Here is a 15,913-nt window from a genome sequence, read left to right on the forward strand (position 1 = left end):
GTTATTGTTTTATAGCGGGATTGTTAAACCCGAGTGTAACATTAATCTCACGTAAAATGCCGTTTGGCACTATTTTGCACGCTACATTCATGCGAGACGTGGAAAGAATATTCTGATCCGGATCGATGTATGATTCGAAGTCGCTTATTTCTCCCTGCATTTTTGTCGCTATGGCATTGTTTATATTTCCCTCGAAATAGGTACACAAGTACCCCGGTAATTGCCCGGCTTCATCTACTAGTACATTATCCTGTATCTCGTCAATATACGCCGAGTAAGCTAACAAGATTGCTTTATCAATTACGCGCCCCAAATTCAGGTTACTGTAATCATCCGAGAGGGGAGCGGCCATGCAATCGTCATTCAGGTAATATCCATTTTTCCCGGTAAACGTGCGATAAATTATATAACCGGCATCATTTAACGCCTCGAGTGTTCCGGCACATTCTTCCGGGGATTTCCCGTTTGTCAAATAGCCATTAACGGCAATCGCCCCGCTTTTTACTCGGGCAATCGAGTAATTAACAGGAATTGAAGCGGCACGTCCTAAAACTTGTCCTATTGCCGCACTTTCAACCGTGTCAGCCGCCATAACAAAGGCGACACGGTTATAACTTCCCTCGCGTGGTTTGAATAGATTCTCCGTGCTACCCGTCCAAGCGAGAGCCGGGAGTAATACCCGGAACGGGTTTACTTGTTTCGTGTAACTCTCGGCTAATTCCTGTACTGCCGCTGCCGCTGTTACAACATCTTTATCAATTCCGGTTGTTTCCGTGTCAGATACATACTCGGCAGGTGGAATTTTATTTATTCCAACTAGCCGGATTCGTCCCTTGGCATGGTCTATTAATTTTCTTAATGGACTATCCGCTTCACTGCTACATACCTGTGTTAAGGTTGTTGCCTCGGCGACGATAAGCAAGTATAATTCCGCCCCGTCACCCGCTTTAGAGTAAAAAGCCGTTATGTCCTTGTAAACAAGTGGGTTATTTTCTTCGGTTATGCCACGTGTCACGAGGTCTCGAGTGGATGAAAGTTGATAAACCTTGTTTAACTCGGTTTTATCTGGAACTGCTTTACCTGTTAAGATAAGCCCGGCAACCCCGTCGGTAGTTGTTGCACCACGGCCGAGATTACCGTTTTCCAGCATTATATTCACGTCTGATAATCCCATTTTACTTCACTTTAATGGTTTGTAGATTTTCCTCTTTATCGAGGCTTCTTTGATGTAACTCCGCTAGATTCTTGTCTTTTGACAAGAATACCTGCATATCGGATGTAACGTGAAATACTTTCTCTCTCGGGTAAGCTTTCGCGTATTTTTCTACGAGAATCTCGATTCTCGTTTTCGTTTTCCCGGTTTTATTCTTGTCCGTTTGCTCTTTGTTTACCGGGGTGGTAATTTCTCCCGGTTCTATTATTTCATTCTCTTTCATGTACACGTGTTGTTTTGATTATTCGTATGATGTATGTTAGAATTATTCCCACGACAATAAAAAACAAGTCATTTTTTAAGCGTTGGAAAACGGGTGTTTTCTCTATAATTTGTTTCTCGCTAGCGGTAGAACGGAGCCGGGCAATTTCCCGGTTTTTGCTTTCAACGAGTAATTCTAGGCTGTCACAAGTTGACGTGATATAGACAATGCTGTCCCGGTACTCGATTTTAACGGCTGCTTGTTTATCTTTTTTTTGAAACACCGCCCCGGGTGGTAGTTTCATCACGTCTTTGATAGCGAGGCGGAGGTCTACTTGTGCCGGGGGAACTATCACGGGTTCCCGGGTTATCTCCGTTTTCTCGATCACGCTGTCCGTTAACACTTGCTTGTATTCCTTTAGAACCTTTTTGGCCCCGCAACTCTGCATCAACAGGACAAATAGCGTAATAACGACAAATATTACGCCTCTCGACGGCACGGCGAACAAGCCCGAGTTCCCTGTATAAATTTTTAATGTCATCGCTCTGGTTTTTTAAAGTCGTGGATAGATTCTCGTAAGCCTCGTTTATCGCTTTATCCGATTGAATTTCGCGTTGTCGCTTGTTTACAATCCACGTTATAGCCCCGGCAAGCCCGGAAGGCAGGGCCCATTGTAGAATATCTATCCACATACTTTTTAATTTGTAATTTCTATTTTCCCGAGTAAATTGCCCCGGTGTATTTTCCCCGAATCGGTAAAGCGGTAAATCGCTGTTGATAGCCGATAACGTCACCTCTTTGATCCGGGTCTTTATATTTCACGAAAACATCCATGCTTCCCGAGGCCCGGCAAACTTCCGTGTCACAGTAGCACAGCGATGCTTGCGTGTCATTCTCGCCCTTGGCCGCTCCTAACGCTTTTTTCTGCCCGGTAGTGGTGTCAAAAAACGGCAAACTGCTATACGAGAATAGCGAGAAACTAAACAGTTTACGGGAAGATAAGACTTCCTTGTAAAGTTTCATGTCCTCGGCCATAAGGTCGGCGAGGTGCACGGGGTTTAATACTGCCACGAGCGAGTTCATGTCGACATCTAACGCCCTGAATTTTGCTTCCATTTGCAGGAAGTCTTCAAAACTTACTTTTTTTACCCCGGAGGCGTTAACGGCCCCGTTGCTAGCGATAACGGGAGTAAATTCCCCTTCTTTTGTCGGACACCAGTTATGGGCGGCAAAAGCGGACGTTTTCTTGATGAGTGCATTCCGGTGTGAGCGCACGACACTTTCCATCTTGGAATAGGAACTTTCTTTTTCCTCGATATTCCGCACGATCGTGTTTTTCGTGTCGAACGTGTGCAATAATAATTCCTTCGGGATATCTTCACGTTGTTCCGAGGGAACCGGGAAAACATCGTTGTCGATCAATACCTCGGGATCGACCCCGGCCTCGGCGAGATTCAGTTTATTCGCGTCTACAAATTCGCTCATGTCAACGGATCGGGATAAAAACGATGTGTCCGGGACAAGTCCTTCTTTAATCATTGTGAGCCAGAGCTCTCTTTCAATAGCCATATTTTAGAGTGTTAAAGGTTTATGATTTCTTTTTGATTTGCTCGTACAAATCCGGGGCATCAATTTGCAATTGTTTAAGCCCGGCCATGTCTTTTTTCATCCATTCCAAAAGCGTCCAGTTCTTACGTTCCTCCGGGATCGTTTCTTGCCCCGGGATCGGCTTGACCATCACGGATAAACTTTGTTTTGCCGGTATAGCGTCGATCGTCGCCTTTGTCGTTTCAAAATCAACGAGAGCGAGTTTTACAAAGACATCTTTTTTGTCGGCTGTTATCCGGCCTTCTTTGATCGCGAGGTTTACCATTTCGTTTACTTGTTTTTCTTTTTCGACTTGCCTCTCGTTTTCTATTTTTTGAAGGCTTGCCGTGGTCGTGTCTAGTTTCGCTTTTAAATTAATGATAGCGGCACTAATGGCGACATCGTCCGTGTTTCCCGTGATACCGAGCGCAACGAGAGCCTCGGGTGTTAATTTTGTTTCGTTCATCTTTTCATTTTTAATTATGGAATTTGTTGGTTTAGCGGAAAGAGATAGTTTTATAATGTTTTCGACGTGGCATCTCACGTTATTGTCATTTACAATACAATGATTAGTATCATAAATTTTTAATGTAATAGCACCGGCGTTGGAGGGTACACTGACCGTTGAAGACTCGAATAGCTCCCAATCGGTCACGTAAATATCTTGCTCTCCCGTGGCCGGGTTTTCTCTCCATTCTGCCGCCAGTATAACTATACCGGGAGAGGCTCCACGTAAGTAACCCCGGTCAACTTTACCTTTTATTTTTAACGCTTCCGGGTCACCCTCGTCAAATTCTGGATCGGCAAGAAGTTTAGAACCTTCAACTCGTAAATTAAGCCACTTCCCGGTTAATTGCGCTAAATCGTGATTGTTAAGCATAACCGGGTTTTCGTTAAAACGTTCGAATCTTCCGCCGGCATTTTGCAAGTAAAATCCGTGAGAGTTCTTTTTCGTTTCGTCATTGAATACAAATGTTGCCATTTTTTTTCCTTGTTTCTCAGTGCAAAAATGTGGTATTATGTATTGTTTATCAAAAAGAGTTTCAAGGCATTACACTATTTTTTAACAGGTCATGATGATAGGTTTATTTTGCAAAAAAAAAGATGGTAAAAGCACCGAAACATAAACTTTACAGCGTGGCTGAAACCCTGTTCATAGAACAGGGGATGACTTGTACCGCTATCGCGGAAAAAATAGGGGTAACGGAGACGACCTTATCGAAATGGCGTAACCTGATGGAGTGGGATATGAAGCGAGATAAAATTTTATCCACTCCCGTTAAAATCCGTGAACTCCTTTTGGAAGAGATGAAATCGGTTGCGGGTGGAGAAAAAGCGAAAATTGACGCTGACGCTCTTTCAAAGATTAACAAGGCTTTAGCCTACTTGGAAGGAAAAGTTTCACTTTCCGTTGTTATTTCCGTGTTTATCGAGTTTGATAACTGGATGGCCGATGTAGATCCGGCCGAGGCCGTGAAATTAACTGCTTATCATAAACAGTTTATAAACTACCGCGCCGAGCGGGATTCATTAAAATAACCGTGCAATGGCAACGATAGATCAGAAATTTCAAAAACAATTAGCCCGGTACGAGGAGCATTGCCGACGGATTAGCAAGGCGACATTTATAAATATAAATGAAAGTGCCGCCGACAAGGTGAGACGTGTTAAAGAGTTAGAGAAAGATTATATTTCTTGGTTTGAATATTACTTTCCTAATTACGCCCGGGTCAAGTGTGCTTGGTTTCATCGACAATTTGCTGATGATATTATAAATAACACGGAGATATACGAGCAGTTAGAAATTTATCGTTCCGGGGCGAAATCGGTTCACGCTGACATGGGAATACCGCTTTATCTCATGTTTACCGGTAGAATGAAATTCATGCTCCTGATCGGTGAAACCGAACGTAAAGCGCAAAAATTATTATCGGCTTGTCAGGCTCAATTACAGTTTAACAAGCGATTGATAAATGATTATGGTTGCAAATTCAAGCTGGGGGACTGGTCTTCTGGGGAGTTCCTTACAGCTGATGGAGCGCGTTTCATGGCCTTGGGATTCGGGCAAAACCCCCGGGGTGTTCGGGAGGAAGATCAACGCCCCGATTATATTGTTGTTGATGACGTTGATAACAAACGACACGTTAATAATGACCGTTTGATGAGGGAAGGCGTGGAGTGGATATTCGAGGATTTAATGGGGTGTTTCGATGAAACGGATGGTTCCGTTAAACGTTTCGTTTTCGCTAATAACAATTTTCACAAGAATAGTATCACGAATCGTCTCAAAACGCAGTTTAAAGTACAAATAAACAAGGCTAGGGAAAACGGGCAAAAGCCGAAATTCAAAATATTAAGCGTCCCGGCTGTTAAAGACCTGAACACTTTTGAACCGAACTGGCCGGAGAAGACTTCGGCGGAATACTGGCGTAACAAGTTCGGGAATACCCCTTATCGTTCTTTCATGAGGGAATACATGCACAAGCATATAGAGGACGGGGTTGTTTTTCGAATGGAAGATATGCAATGGAAAAAGATGCTACCGTTACGGGAGTATGATGCTTTAGCGTTTTATGGTGACCTTTCTTATAAAGCGGCGGCGTGTCACAAGGGAATGATTTTAATAGGTAAGAAAGGACGTGAGTTTCATGTTATACACGTGTTCCTCCGGCAATCCTCCCGGATCATTTTGGCTCGATGGCTTTATGACTTGTATGAAAGCACGGAACTAAAGGACTGTAAAAAAGTTCGGTACTGGATCGAGGGTTTGTTTTCCATGGATGAGTTCGTGAACGATTTTGACGCCGAGGGCGACGAGAGGGGGTATTATATCCCGGTTAAAGCGGATAAACGCCCGAAAGATAACAAGTACGATCGTATCGAGGCCTCTCAATCTTTTTTCGAACGCCGGAATGTTTATTTCAATATAGACGAGAAAGAATCTGCCGATCAGGTTGAACTAGTAGACCAATACTTAGCTTTTGAAAAAGGAGGTGATGCCCCGGTAGATGGGCCGGATGCCGCCGAGGGCGCGTTTAGCAAGTTAAATGTAGTAACCCGGAAACAGAAAGGGAAGTATCGTTCCGGGCATCGTGAAAGTCGCAAGTACTAATTTTAAAATCATTAATATGAGAAACATAAAATACATTGTTATTCATTGTTCAGCGACGGCCCAAACGGCTAACGTTGAAAGTATAAAACGTTACTGGAAAGAAAAATTGAACTGGAAAAGCCCGGGATATCATTACCTGATAAAACCGGACGGGGATATTGTTTGCTTGCTAGACGAGGGTAAACCGAGCAACGGGGTAAAAGGTTATAATTCTGTTTCTATAAACGTGTGTTATGTTGGTGGTATTGATCAGAGGGAGAAGCCGGTTGATAACCGCACGGGAGAACAGAAAGCCTCTCTTGTATTCTTGCTGGAACAATTAAAGGATAGATATCCACGGGCGACAATCAGGGGCCATCGTGATTTTTCGCCTGATCTTAATGGAAACGGGATAATAGAGCCGGACGAATGGATAAAATTTTGTCCTTGTTTTGACGCTGAGAAAGAATATAAAAACCTGTGATATGTTTATTGAACCCGAGGAATTGAAAACGGCTATCCAAGAATATACCCTTGGCCAGATAACGACAGATGATGTTGTTATTCGTTCTGCCATATTAATGTCGATACAGGAAGCGACGAGCTACCTGAACGGGCGTTATGATTGTGCGGCAATTTTTAACGCTACCGGGGAGGATCGTAACGCTTTGGTACTGGAACATTGTAAAAGTATGGCCGTGTGGTATATCATACGGTTATCAAACGCTGACCTACTTTTTGACAAGGCTAAAATTTACTATGATAACGCTATTGACTGGTTTAAACAAGTGGCTGGCGTGGGAACTTCCGGGAAAAGTATAGCGGCAGATTTACCGGTTAAAAGAAAAGATGGCGAGGTCGTGTTAAAGATGCGTTTTGGTAGTAATAGAAAATTCAAACATAGTTTTGAAGATTAAGACCCGTTTAAAACCCGTTTAAACTTCGATATAATGAAAAATAAAAAGTTCAATGATAAAATACCCGTTCTGGGTAAAAATAAGGCTAATTTGGCCTCAAATAGCAAGAATGAAAAAATTCAGGGTAAAAGGGATGGATACGCGCGAAAAATCGTGCCTAAAACAATTTCCCGTGCTCGTGCCGATATTAGCACGTGGAAAAGTGCCCTTCGGTCGGCTGATAACGTGGAGAACCCCAAGCGGGCAAAGCTATACAACCTCTATAATGATATTTTACTGGATGCACACCTGACCTCTCAAATAGAATTGAGGATGCAGCACACGTTAGGCGTTCCTTTCGTGTTGAAAAGGGAGGACGGGAAAGAGGCGGAAGAGGAAACAAGACGTTTAAGGTCTGCCCGGTGGGTAACGGAATTAAGCAGGCAAATTTTACAGTCAATTTATTGGGGACATTCTCTTGTTGAAATAGAGACGAAGGAAGATAATATTCAGGTTATAGGGTTTCCTGCAAATAACGTGATCCCGGAAAAAGGGATATTATTGTTATCGGAAGATTCAGACCGGGGTATAGAATACAGGAACGTCCGGGAATACGGGACTTGGATTTTGGAATTTGGTAACGATCACGATTACGGGTTATTGAATAAAGCGATCCCGCACGTGTTGTTTAAGCGTTTCGCCCAAAGTTGCTGGAGCGAGTTATGCGAGATATACGGTATTCCTCCCCGGTATATTAAAACAGACACGCAGGACTCGGAGATGCTAGACCGGGCGGAAACGATGCTGCGTGACATGGGATCGGCCGCTTGGTTTATCATAGACAGTACCGAGGAATTTCAATTCGCGAAGGGTGCAGACACGAACGGGGACGTTTATAATAATCTTATATCACTTTGTAACTCGGAAATATCACTTTTGATAACCGGGGCCGTGATCGGACAGGACACGGTGAACGGAAACAGGTCTAAGGAGGAGTCCAGCATGAAATTACTGGATAAACTTGTACAATCCGATAAAAGTATGCTAGAAAGCTACTGGAACGGGGTTGTTATCCCTGCCTTGGTACGAATCGGGATATTACCTGCCGGGCTAAATTTCTGTTTACAACAAGAGGAAGATTTAGAAAAATTGTGGGGGATGACAAGGGATGTTTTGCCGTATAATGATGTTAATCCCGCTTGGATAAAGGAAAAATTCGGGATAGATGTAACCGGTAAAAGAGAATTGCCCGGGAGCACGGGATTAAGTATCGACACGTCCGGTTTTTTCGATTAAGCCCCGGGAGTGTGGCCGGGGCGATTGTTAACCTTTACGCTTTAGCGGGATGTAGTCTATCCATTGATGAAAAAGATAATAAAATAGATTCTTTGATAGAACCTTATTTGGAAGGTATCTACTCGGGAGAATGGAACGAGGATGAGGTACTCGAGAAGGTCTATTTTCATAACGCTAAAGTGTTACTAAACGGGTACGAGAAGGGGTACGGGAAAAAATTCTTTTCCCCGGATTGGACACTAAAGGATAATAACCTGCTTGTAAGAGTTCAAAATAATATATTCGCTTTTTCAGGGGCAAAGTCCTACGCCGAGATGAAGGAACTCCGGGATGCCGTTCACGAGAACGGGAACCGCCTTTCTTTCACGGATTACAAGCGTCGGGCCCGTAAAATTAACGTGGCGTATAATGAAAACTATTTAGAGGCGGAGCGTCAGGTTGTTATAGCTTCCGGCACGCAAGGAAGTAGATGGTTAGAGATAGAGGAAATGGCGAACGAGTACCCGTATTTAGAATATGTAACGGCGAACGATGAACACGTGCGAGAAGAACACCGCCGTCTCCACGGGATCATATTACCGGTAAATGATCCGTTTTGGAATAGTTATTACCCCCCGAATGGTTGGCGTTGCCGTTGTTCAACCCGGAAACGGTCAGAAAGGGAATACGAGCGGAAGAAACAGCGATACGAGAGCCAGAACCGGGAAGCGTTACCAAATTCTGAACAAGCCCAAAAAATCGCCGGGAAAGTTGTTGCTAAACCGTTCAGGCACAACGTTGGGACGACGGAAATATTTGATCGAGACGGACATCCTTACTTCAAGGCGAACCCGAGTGCGAAGGAAATGCAACTCTCTGCGGTTAAACATTACGGGATGAAGCCAGTAAAACAGATTTACATGGATAACCGGAATCTCTCGGCTTACAAGGGGGAAATAAAGAACGAGATTGATTTTATAGACTACTGGAAGGTTCTCGAGTCACATCACGGTAAACCCGGCGAGGGATTCAGGTTGATAGATCAGAAAAATAAAATTTCCGCTTCGTTTGATAACGATTTAAAAGCTAAAATTTTAGATCGTGAAAGGTATTCTTATTTCGATGAAATGATAGAAGTTTTTACCTCACCAGACGAGGTTTGGGGAACTTATAATAGTAGCGAGCGATACGGGACAGAGTTTTTTAATGTCTACGTGAAATATTACGAGGATAGACCGATCGTTTTGCTCGTTGATTTAAACGGGCGTGTTGATAGTTTTTACAAGTTGAAGACGGTGGAACAAGTTGAGCAGTTTCGTGCCGGGTTATTAAAACAAAGAAGGTAATAAAACCTCGTGTTGCACCCCCGGCTTTTCAGGCCCCCGCGGTTTCCGGTTTTATTACCTTCTTTTATATCACAATATTATAATAAATAAATTGAAAAACAATGCGAGATATTCAAAAATTTGCATCGGACATGAAAGCTAAAGCGGCAAAATTTAACCGGTTGCCTAGAAAAATCTCGGTTTATATTGCTGGGGCCGCCGAGAAAATGAAGGATGCTAATTTCTCGGCGGGGGGATTTATAACGAATGGTGTAGCCCGGCCAAGATGGAAAAAACGGCGAGTGGAAACCCGGAGGTCACGGGGTAAACGGGTTCTTTTCGACACGGGAACGTTACAGAATAGCGTTAAGTCAAAAGCCCTCGCGGATAGAGTCTCTGTCGGGGTCGATTTGACAAAGGTTCCTTACGCTAAAGCGCATAACGAGGGAGGGCGGATTATTCAACACGTGAGACCATTCACGAGGAAAAGAAAACAAGCAACTAACATTAAGACACGTCGAAGAGTTCTAACGGGGGGACAGCAGGTGAGAGGCTTTGTTCGACGAATTAATATGCCTAAACGACAATTTTTAGGTTATTCACCTGACATTATAAAAATAGCGGATAAGGATATTCAACGAGAGATAAACAAGATTTTAAACGCCATTTAAACACGCTTTAAAAACTTATTAAACATGAAAAGTATATTTATAAACATTCTAGAATTATTGAAAACAATACCGGGAATAAGATATACCGGGGAGGATTGGGGACAACTTAATTTTGAACAACCCCCGGTTGATTTCCCTTGTGTTTTGGTAGATTTAGGAGACGCCGAGTTTTCACAAGCGGGTAAACACACGCAGCAAGTTGTCGCGACACTTAACGTGACGATCGCAGATATTCGTTATAACGGGTTATCTACCAAATTACCCGAGAGACAACGGGATCGAGAGTTTGAAATATTCTCGTTAATCGAGAACGTGAACAAGAAACTACACGGGCACGGTGGTGAAACATATTCCCGGTTGTGTCGGGTGAGTTTGAAAAAGTTGGAAAGAGACGATGCTATCAGAGAATTTGTAATGACGTATAAATTTGGCTATACAGATGAAACTGCAATACTAAACTACCAGAAAATTCAAGCAAGATTAAATATTGATATTCAAAAGGAATAAAAAAAACTATCTTTTAAGATAGTTTTTCTCAGTAATAGATTTTTTTTAATCAAATTAAAACTCTTAATTTAGGAGTATTCGATTCTGCAAACAATCTGTCTATAATATCTATAGGTAAAGCGAATGCTTCTGCCAACTCTTTTTTCGTGTATCCTAATTCATTTCGATACATTTTGTAAGCTGCCATAAAAATACTGGGAGAATCAATATAAACATTTACCGGTTCTTTTTTCTTGTAACCATAGCGACTTAATTCTATATTCAGATATTTGTATCTGTCTTGAGAAATACATCCTAAATCTTTGGCCCTCATTATAAGTGAAGCCATAGAAGTTAACCAGTATCTTTTTAGTTCAGCTAAATCAGTTAATTTCAAATTTCTTAAATCGTTTTTAATCTCTACCTCTGGCATCAAAAATTCAGAAGCGAATATATTGGCTTCTGCTTCTTTATTCCTATACTCCGGGTATAAATTGGCGATTGCTGAATGCATGATAATATGCCCTAATTCATGAGCAATACTGAATCTTTTTCTATCATTACTGAAATTTTTATTTACGATAATAATAGGATACCCGTTATCAGAAATAAAAGATACGCCATCAAATAATGAACTGTCGAAATCGAATTCTACAATTATAATACCATTTTTTTCTAAAGTTTTGTATATTTCTTTTACAGGCCCTTCTATGTTTAGCTGTTTCCTGATGTATTGTGCGACATAAGTCGGTGAGAATCCCTCTTCCAAATCAAGCATGCGTAAGTTAAAATCTGGATATTCTAATTCATCAGCCATTTGGTCAATAACATAACCTATCAATTTACAAGTAATATCTATTTTTGAACGGTTCGTCTTGTTTAAGCAAGCTCTTTTTCTATAATTTGCATTATCTACCAAGTTTGATATTTTTCTTGTAAAAAAGGCTGCAGGGAAATTTAGAAACTCGAATATTTTTAAAAGGATATCTTCCGATAAAATGTCAACACCTTTCTCGTATTTGGATAGGTTGGATTGTGAAAGACCTTTTATTTTTGTTGCGAGTTCTGTTTGGCTATATTCTCGATATTCTCTCGCAATGATTAATTGCTTTGGATTGATTTGTGTTGCCATGATAAACCCTTTAATTTTTAATAAAAATAAGAAGATGCGCTGAAAGCGGGGTTAATAATTAATTTGCCATTTTTTCTTCTGAATCTCTTTTTTTGATTTTTAAGAGACTTTCCGAGTTTTTCTGTGTAATAGGAATGATATTTTGTGCTTCGATATCAGCACTGTCAATCACCCATTTTACGTGGTTTTCGTCAATATATACAAGTTTAGGAGAAATAATGTTTCCGAATTTGTCTTTACGATAACCAAAAAATACTATAGGGTCTGCCACTTCCGGTGAATCATTGAATAATGAATACTGTAGTTGGTTTGCTATAGCATCTGATAAAACTGTTTTTACATTCATCGGCATATCTTTACTATTCAGTTTTTTGAAGAGTACATTATAACCATTTATCCGGAGGATAAATCGTTTATACTTTCCAAATTTCCAATTGGCCGGAAAATACTTTTGAATGCATTGCATCATTTTTGAATTCAAGTATGATGCTTCAAAATTTTTAGCTCTTGATGCAATAGGTGTTATAATAATCTCTTGCTCAAAGAGTTTTACTGCTTCGCTGAAAGCTTTAAACATGGTCTGCAACTGTGATTCTAAATCATGCAGGCACTCTTTTTTACTTATTACTTTTCGTTTGAAATTATTTTTCATAAATTTGCTTTTTCTTTAAGTGCTTTCAGCACATCTTCATCCGAAAAGTCTCTGCGGCAACAGAGATTTTTCTTTGACACAAAGATATATAATTTTCTTGTAAAGTTGTATATAATTTTCTTGTAAAATTGTTTTCTTATTGAAATTCATTATTAGGTATAATAAATCTTACATTATCTTGACTCAGCATTTCCGAAAAAAAACTATCCTGACAATCTTTTGAGAAATCATTATAGCACGTACCGCGGACTGAGAAATAATATCTTTTATTTTCAATGATTCTTCCTCTACATAGTTCATCATTAAAAAAACAGACTATCTCCTTTCCATTATCTAATAATTTTCGTAACAATTTATAGTCTTCGCTTAGGTTATAAGGTATTTTCGTGTTTCTCATTTTCAAATCGTTATTATTCGGGTTGTTTTATTTGTTTACCAAATTCATCAATATTGCTTATATCAGTAATTCGTCTATCATTTGCCCAGTCCCAGCCATCTACTTTATAAAATGGAAATTCTCCATAAACTTTTGCAATACCATTAAACCATTCATAGCCGTTGGTTTTTACCCAATAATTCCCAGTTTTTCTGGGATATTTTCCTTTTTTCATAGCTCAAATCGTTTTTAATTAGTTTTTATTTATTTCTTTGTCCTCTCTTTGTTCTATAACATGTTGAACTGTAAGTTGATTAACGATGTAACTAAATTCTAGTAGTGTTTTTTTATCGCCTGTTATTTGATTGTACATGTTACAGGCGGCCATATTTATAGCTGTAAAAAATTCGGTTACATGCTCTTCCCAGTCTTCCAGATGGTTCATACATTCTTCATCTTGTAGCATTTCAGACAGTTGCGTCTGTATAGCAGCCGCATATTGAATTTTCTTATAATTTTTTTTGTTCATATCTCAAATAGTTTTCTAAATTAATTTATTGAATATAAGTCTGTACGACGAAATTAAACTCTGACAATAATTGTCTAATTTGGAGAATGTCGTACGGGTTTTCACCGAACGGATAAAAGATAGTCCGTTCTCTAGTCACGCATCTAATACCCTTTTTCCGGAGACGATAAAGAATATTAGCTCTTCGTTTATATTTCCTTGCTTCCATGTTTTAAATCATTTTTACATCTAAGTTGTTTACTTTCTTTAGCGCATTGTTTCTTAATTAATCCCCACGGGACAGCAATACCACTCGTCCACCAAAACACGATCTCATGTTCTACCCGTGTTTTTACCTCTCCAGAGAGAGATTCTAAACATTCTTGTAAAAATTTCTTTTCGGAAGTTTTTCGAATATCATTTAATACTTCCTCATTTGTCTTTTTCATAGTATTAAAATTGAATTTTTAATTGTGTTGTAGTTGATGTTACTTCTTGTACTTTCATGTATTTCAAGTACGATCGGTAACAGATTCCGAACCGGGGATATATATACTTTTTCCATACCATTTTATAGCACTTGGCATGGTTTTCTGGTTCGTAATATTGGGCCGTGATCTCCTGTATAACACGAGCCCTCAAATAATATCCTTTCTTGTTATAAGCCATGTGTAGATTATTTCATTCGGTTTTCTAACATTAATTCCATAGCCTTTATTAAGGCTCCTAATTCGCTATTAGTGTATTGTAGAATAGGTTTCTTGTATTTACCACGTTGTTTGATAAAACGCCCGAGGCGGGCATTATCGGCGACAACACGCCCGAGGCGGGGATGCACACGTACCCACCCGAGTTGATAACAGAGGGAAAGAATGTACCTGTGTCGATTGTTAGTAAAATCTACACGTCCGTAATCCTCGTCCGTGCCAAGATCACTTATAATAATTGCGACTTCGTTATCGGTTAGATCAGAGAGAGAGGAAAGGCGGCGTTGCACGAGGTTCTCGCAAATTTCGTGACAAATTTCCATTAACCCACGCTTGGATAACGTGGAAAATAGGGTCTTGTGTGCCGTGTTCGTGTGGTTCATTTTGTTTTTATTATTTAATTTGTTCCCGGGGGCGGAGTCGAACCGCCCCGGTGACCGTCCGGGATTACGCTTCTGTCATTCCTAGCGGGATGCTTCTCCACGTTCCATTTTCGTCCTTTACTTCTGCCCGGACGTAAGTTTTAGAGGTTATTGGCTTGTAAGCCGCCTCGATCGTTCTAACACCCTCGATAAAGCGTGTATTCCCTGATTTGTCAGCCATTTGGCGTAGTTGCATAACCCGGGAAGGTTTAAGTGTACCTTTTTGGTCTTTAGCGAGAAGGCGCATTACCGTGTCAACAAGAATACGGCTGTTGTCGTCTTTTGCTAAACTTGATATGTACTCTTTCACGATACTTATTCCAGCGTCTACCGTGTCATCGTAATTGTCAATAGTGTTATTTCCTAACGTGATCCGACGGTTTCCCTCGGCGTTCATGAAGGCGTGACTATTTTGACTGTCTTTTACCTTGTAGAGCTCCCGTTTCATGCTTAAAGCAATTGAAAATTCATCGTACACGTGTTTTTTTGCCTCTCCTAGTTGCATACTTAGGTGATCCAGAAGAGGAAACAATTCATCTACTTTATTGCTGACAAGCTCCTTGTATGCTTGTCTGTCATTTTCTTTTTGTCTCTCTATGGCTTTTTCTACCTCGAGGGCTTCTTTCGCTAACTGTGCCCTTTCTTCCGGCGTTAATTCATTTAAATTCATAGCTCGTTGTTTTTATATGGATAAATATCTACTGTTAAAACTTTCTTTACCATCCCCGACCCGTTACACACTTTGCAAGGTTCGGTTTCATACTCGTTGTCTCGATTTTTACCGGTGTAAACCTCTTTTTTGCCCGTGCCGCCACAATTCCGGCAGATGTCAATTTTCACGCTTCTCCACACGGAAGTGGCACTCTCTTTTCTTAAAATTTCATAACTCATAATTTTGCATTTAATTGATTAATAACCCGTATTTATTAAAAAACTTTTCGGCCCATTTGCCACTCATGCCCCAAATAAACACCCCGTTAATTTTCATGAAAGTGTTTTGTTTTACCCGGTCATACTCCATGTAAACTTCCTCGATCCCGTTTACTCCTATTTGAAACCGGGTTACGCTTATAATATCTTTTGTTATAACCTTTTTCATATCGTTTCTGTTAATAGTTTCATCGCGAAGCGGGAGGGAAACGAGGTATTATCAAGTTTCTCTAACGTGTAGTCTTTGTACAATTCAACGACTTGTTTCGTGTTCCATACAGAAGGATATTTTTCGAGGGTAGAAGTAAAATCTATGTTTCTAATATTTATTTGTTGACGTACCCAATTCCAATACTTTTTATTAGATTTTAAAACATTAGCCTTATCTTCCGGGTAACGGTTTTCTGCCGCTTTACAGCCAATTTCTAGTATAATCATGT

23 protein-coding genes are annotated in these 15,913 nt (G+C 40.6%); 8 read left to right on the forward strand and 15 right to left on the reverse strand.

Features of this window, described 5'->3' with window-relative positions:
• Position 1 precedes the first annotated feature (1 nt).
• From DMB45_RS00260 to DMB45_RS00280, 5 genes are all read right to left on the reverse strand, one after another.
• Positions 2 to 1,174, reverse strand: coding sequence for a DUF2586 family protein (locus DMB45_RS00260; RefSeq protein WP_110688327.1), 1,173 nt, complete (start codon positions 1,172 to 1,174; stop codon positions 2 to 4).
• Position 1,175: 1 nt separating this feature from the next.
• Positions 1,176 to 1,436 carry a hypothetical protein gene (locus tag DMB45_RS00265; protein ID WP_110688328.1) on the reverse strand — a complete coding sequence of 87 codons (261 nt, stop codon included), beginning with the start codon at positions 1,434 to 1,436 and terminating at the stop codon, positions 1,176 to 1,178.
• Between the two features lie 242 nt (positions 1,437 to 1,678).
• The gene (locus tag DMB45_RS14620) at positions 1,679 to 2,107 is read right to left on the reverse strand and encodes a hypothetical protein (protein ID WP_146216400.1); all 429 of its coding nucleotides are present in this window, start codon (positions 2,105 to 2,107) and stop codon (positions 1,679 to 1,681) included.
• 19 nt (positions 2,108 to 2,126) lie between these two features.
• Complete coding sequence (locus DMB45_RS00275; protein ID WP_146216401.1) at positions 2,127 to 2,984, reverse strand: hypothetical protein; 858 nt, start codon at positions 2,982 to 2,984, stop codon at positions 2,127 to 2,129.
• 19 nt (positions 2,985 to 3,003) lie between these two features.
• On the reverse strand, positions 3,004 to 3,984 hold the full coding sequence (locus tag DMB45_RS00280) for a phage protease (protein ID WP_110688331.1): 981 nt from the start codon (positions 3,982 to 3,984) through the stop codon (positions 3,004 to 3,006).
• 122 nt (positions 3,985 to 4,106) lie between these two features.
• Here DMB45_RS00280 and DMB45_RS00285 point away from each other — a divergent pair, with 122 nt between their 5' ends.
• From DMB45_RS00285 to DMB45_RS00320, 8 genes are all read left to right on the forward strand, one after another.
• Complete coding sequence (locus DMB45_RS00285) at positions 4,107 to 4,541, forward strand: helix-turn-helix domain-containing protein (protein ID WP_110688332.1); 435 nt, start codon at positions 4,107 to 4,109, stop codon at positions 4,539 to 4,541.
• Between the two features lie 7 nt (positions 4,542 to 4,548).
• Positions 4,549 to 6,114, forward strand: a complete 1,566-nt coding sequence (locus DMB45_RS00290; RefSeq protein WP_110688333.1) for a hypothetical protein — start codon at positions 4,549 to 4,551, stop codon at positions 6,112 to 6,114.
• 16 nt (positions 6,115 to 6,130) lie between these two features.
• Positions 6,131 to 6,577 (forward strand): N-acetylmuramoyl-L-alanine amidase, encoded by a 447-nt coding sequence (locus DMB45_RS00295; protein ID WP_110688334.1) that lies wholly within the window; start codon positions 6,131 to 6,133, stop codon positions 6,575 to 6,577.
• Position 6,578: 1 nt separating this feature from the next.
• Positions 6,579 to 7,010 (forward strand): phage protein Gp36 family protein, encoded by a 432-nt coding sequence (locus tag DMB45_RS00300; protein WP_110688335.1) that lies wholly within the window; start codon positions 6,579 to 6,581, stop codon positions 7,008 to 7,010.
• A gap of 33 nt (positions 7,011 to 7,043) precedes the next feature.
• Positions 7,044 to 8,285, forward strand: coding sequence for a phage portal protein family protein (locus tag DMB45_RS00305; RefSeq protein ID WP_110688336.1), 1,242 nt, complete (start codon positions 7,044 to 7,046; stop codon positions 8,283 to 8,285).
• A gap of 11 nt (positions 8,286 to 8,296) precedes the next feature.
• Positions 8,297 to 9,610, forward strand: coding sequence for a phage head morphogenesis protein (locus tag DMB45_RS00310; protein ID WP_110688337.1), 1,314 nt, complete (start codon positions 8,297 to 8,299; stop codon positions 9,608 to 9,610).
• 101 nt (positions 9,611 to 9,711) lie between these two features.
• Positions 9,712 to 10,260 (forward strand): phage virion morphogenesis protein, encoded by a 549-nt coding sequence (locus tag DMB45_RS00315; protein ID WP_110688338.1) that lies wholly within the window; start codon positions 9,712 to 9,714, stop codon positions 10,258 to 10,260.
• Between the two features lie 24 nt (positions 10,261 to 10,284).
• Positions 10,285 to 10,767 carry a hypothetical protein gene (locus DMB45_RS00320; RefSeq protein WP_110688339.1) on the forward strand — a complete coding sequence of 161 codons (483 nt, stop codon included), beginning with the start codon at positions 10,285 to 10,287 and terminating at the stop codon, positions 10,765 to 10,767.
• 49 nt (positions 10,768 to 10,816) lie between these two features.
• Here the strand turns inward: DMB45_RS00320 and DMB45_RS00325 are convergent, their stop codons facing one another.
• From DMB45_RS00325 to DMB45_RS00385, 10 genes are all read right to left on the reverse strand, one after another.
• A complete protein-coding gene (locus tag DMB45_RS00325; RefSeq protein WP_110688340.1) occupies positions 10,817 to 11,878 on the reverse strand; it encodes a helix-turn-helix domain-containing protein in 1,062 nt (353 codons plus the stop codon).
• 58 nt (positions 11,879 to 11,936) lie between these two features.
• Complete coding sequence (locus DMB45_RS00330; RefSeq protein ID WP_110688341.1) at positions 11,937 to 12,530, reverse strand: hypothetical protein; 594 nt, start codon at positions 12,528 to 12,530, stop codon at positions 11,937 to 11,939.
• Positions 12,531 to 12,940: 410 nt separating this feature from the next.
• A complete protein-coding gene (locus DMB45_RS00340) occupies positions 12,941 to 13,141 on the reverse strand; it encodes a hypothetical protein (RefSeq protein WP_110688343.1) in 201 nt (66 codons plus the stop codon).
• An 18-nt stretch (positions 13,142 to 13,159) separates the two neighbouring features.
• The gene (locus DMB45_RS00345) at positions 13,160 to 13,435 is read right to left on the reverse strand and encodes a hypothetical protein (RefSeq protein WP_110688344.1); all 276 of its coding nucleotides are present in this window, start codon (positions 13,433 to 13,435) and stop codon (positions 13,160 to 13,162) included.
• Positions 13,436 to 13,623: 188 nt separating this feature from the next.
• Positions 13,624 to 13,863, reverse strand: coding sequence for a hypothetical protein (locus tag DMB45_RS00355; protein ID WP_110688346.1), 240 nt, complete (start codon positions 13,861 to 13,863; stop codon positions 13,624 to 13,626).
• 227 nt (positions 13,864 to 14,090) lie between these two features.
• Positions 14,091 to 14,504, reverse strand: coding sequence for a hypothetical protein (locus DMB45_RS00365; protein ID WP_146216402.1), 414 nt, complete (start codon positions 14,502 to 14,504; stop codon positions 14,091 to 14,093).
• Between the two features lie 64 nt (positions 14,505 to 14,568).
• Positions 14,569 to 15,213 carry a DUF3164 family protein gene (locus tag DMB45_RS00370; protein WP_110688349.1) on the reverse strand — a complete coding sequence of 215 codons (645 nt, stop codon included), beginning with the start codon at positions 15,211 to 15,213 and terminating at the stop codon, positions 14,569 to 14,571.
• On the reverse strand, positions 15,210 to 15,434 hold the full coding sequence (locus tag DMB45_RS00375) for a molecular chaperone DnaJ (protein ID WP_110688350.1): 225 nt from the start codon (positions 15,432 to 15,434) through the stop codon (positions 15,210 to 15,212). Before DMB45_RS00375 ends, DMB45_RS00370 begins: the two co-directional genes overlap by 4 nt.
• Before the next feature lie 10 nt (positions 15,435 to 15,444).
• A complete protein-coding gene (locus tag DMB45_RS00380) occupies positions 15,445 to 15,642 on the reverse strand; it encodes a hypothetical protein (protein WP_110688351.1) in 198 nt (65 codons plus the stop codon).
• Positions 15,639 to 15,911, reverse strand: a complete 273-nt coding sequence (locus DMB45_RS00385) for a hypothetical protein (protein ID WP_146216403.1) — start codon at positions 15,909 to 15,911, stop codon at positions 15,639 to 15,641. Before DMB45_RS00385 ends, DMB45_RS00380 begins: the two co-directional genes overlap by 4 nt.
• Positions 15,912 to 15,913 lie beyond the last annotated feature (2 nt).

The organism is Sanguibacteroides justesenii, assembly GCF_003204205.1.
Classification (GTDB): Bacteria; Bacteroidota; Bacteroidia; order Bacteroidales; family Marinifilaceae; genus Gabonibacter; species Gabonibacter massiliensis.

Coding starts and splice junctions, on each gene's coding strand:
- DMB45_RS00320 (WP_110688339.1), top strand. CDS start 10,285: ATGAAAAGTATATTTATAAACATTCTAGAATTATTGAAAACAATACCG.
- DMB45_RS00315 (WP_110688338.1), top strand. CDS start 9,712: ATGCGAGATATTCAAAAATTTGCATCGGACATGAAAGCTAAAGCGGCA.
- DMB45_RS00260 (WP_110688327.1), bottom strand. CDS start 1,174: ATGGGATTATCAGACGTGAATATAATGCTGGAAAACGGTAATCTCGGC.
- DMB45_RS00365 (WP_146216402.1), bottom strand. CDS start 14,504: ATGAACCACACGAACACGGCACACAAGACCCTATTTTCCACGTTATCC.
- DMB45_RS00370 (WP_110688349.1), bottom strand. CDS start 15,213: ATGAATTTAAATGAATTAACGCCGGAAGAAAGGGCACAGTTAGCGAAA.
- DMB45_RS00330 (WP_110688341.1), bottom strand. CDS start 12,530: ATGAAAAATAATTTCAAACGAAAAGTAATAAGTAAAAAAGAGTGCCTG.
- DMB45_RS00265 (WP_110688328.1), bottom strand. CDS start 1,436: ATGAAAGAGAATGAAATAATAGAACCGGGAGAAATTACCACCCCGGTA.
- DMB45_RS00285 (WP_110688332.1), top strand. CDS start 4,107: ATGGTAAAAGCACCGAAACATAAACTTTACAGCGTGGCTGAAACCCTG.
- DMB45_RS14620 (WP_146216400.1), bottom strand. CDS start 2,107: ATGTGGATAGATATTCTACAATGGGCCCTGCCTTCCGGGCTTGCCGGG.
- DMB45_RS00345 (WP_110688344.1), bottom strand. CDS start 13,435: ATGAACAAAAAAAATTATAAGAAAATTCAATATGCGGCTGCTATACAG.
- DMB45_RS00300 (WP_110688335.1), top strand. CDS start 6,579: ATGTTTATTGAACCCGAGGAATTGAAAACGGCTATCCAAGAATATACC.
- DMB45_RS00325 (WP_110688340.1), bottom strand. CDS start 11,878: ATGGCAACACAAATCAATCCAAAGCAATTAATCATTGCGAGAGAATAT.
- DMB45_RS00275 (WP_146216401.1), bottom strand. CDS start 2,984: ATGGCTATTGAAAGAGAGCTCTGGCTCACAATGATTAAAGAAGGACTT.
- DMB45_RS00295 (WP_110688334.1), top strand. CDS start 6,131: ATGAGAAACATAAAATACATTGTTATTCATTGTTCAGCGACGGCCCAA.
- DMB45_RS00355 (WP_110688346.1), bottom strand. CDS start 13,863: ATGAAAAAGACAAATGAGGAAGTATTAAATGATATTCGAAAAACTTCC.
- DMB45_RS00375 (WP_110688350.1), bottom strand. CDS start 15,434: ATGAGTTATGAAATTTTAAGAAAAGAGAGTGCCACTTCCGTGTGGAGA.
- DMB45_RS00280 (WP_110688331.1), bottom strand. CDS start 3,984: ATGGCAACATTTGTATTCAATGACGAAACGAAAAAGAACTCTCACGGA.
- DMB45_RS00385 (WP_146216403.1), bottom strand. CDS start 15,911: ATGATTATACTAGAAATTGGCTGTAAAGCGGCAGAAAACCGTTACCCG.
- DMB45_RS00380 (WP_110688351.1), bottom strand. CDS start 15,642: ATGAAAAAGGTTATAACAAAAGATATTATAAGCGTAACCCGGTTTCAA.
- DMB45_RS00305 (WP_110688336.1), top strand. CDS start 7,044: ATGAAAAATAAAAAGTTCAATGATAAAATACCCGTTCTGGGTAAAAAT.
- DMB45_RS00340 (WP_110688343.1), bottom strand. CDS start 13,141: ATGAAAAAAGGAAAATATCCCAGAAAAACTGGGAATTATTGGGTAAAA.
- DMB45_RS00290 (WP_110688333.1), top strand. CDS start 4,549: ATGGCAACGATAGATCAGAAATTTCAAAAACAATTAGCCCGGTACGAG.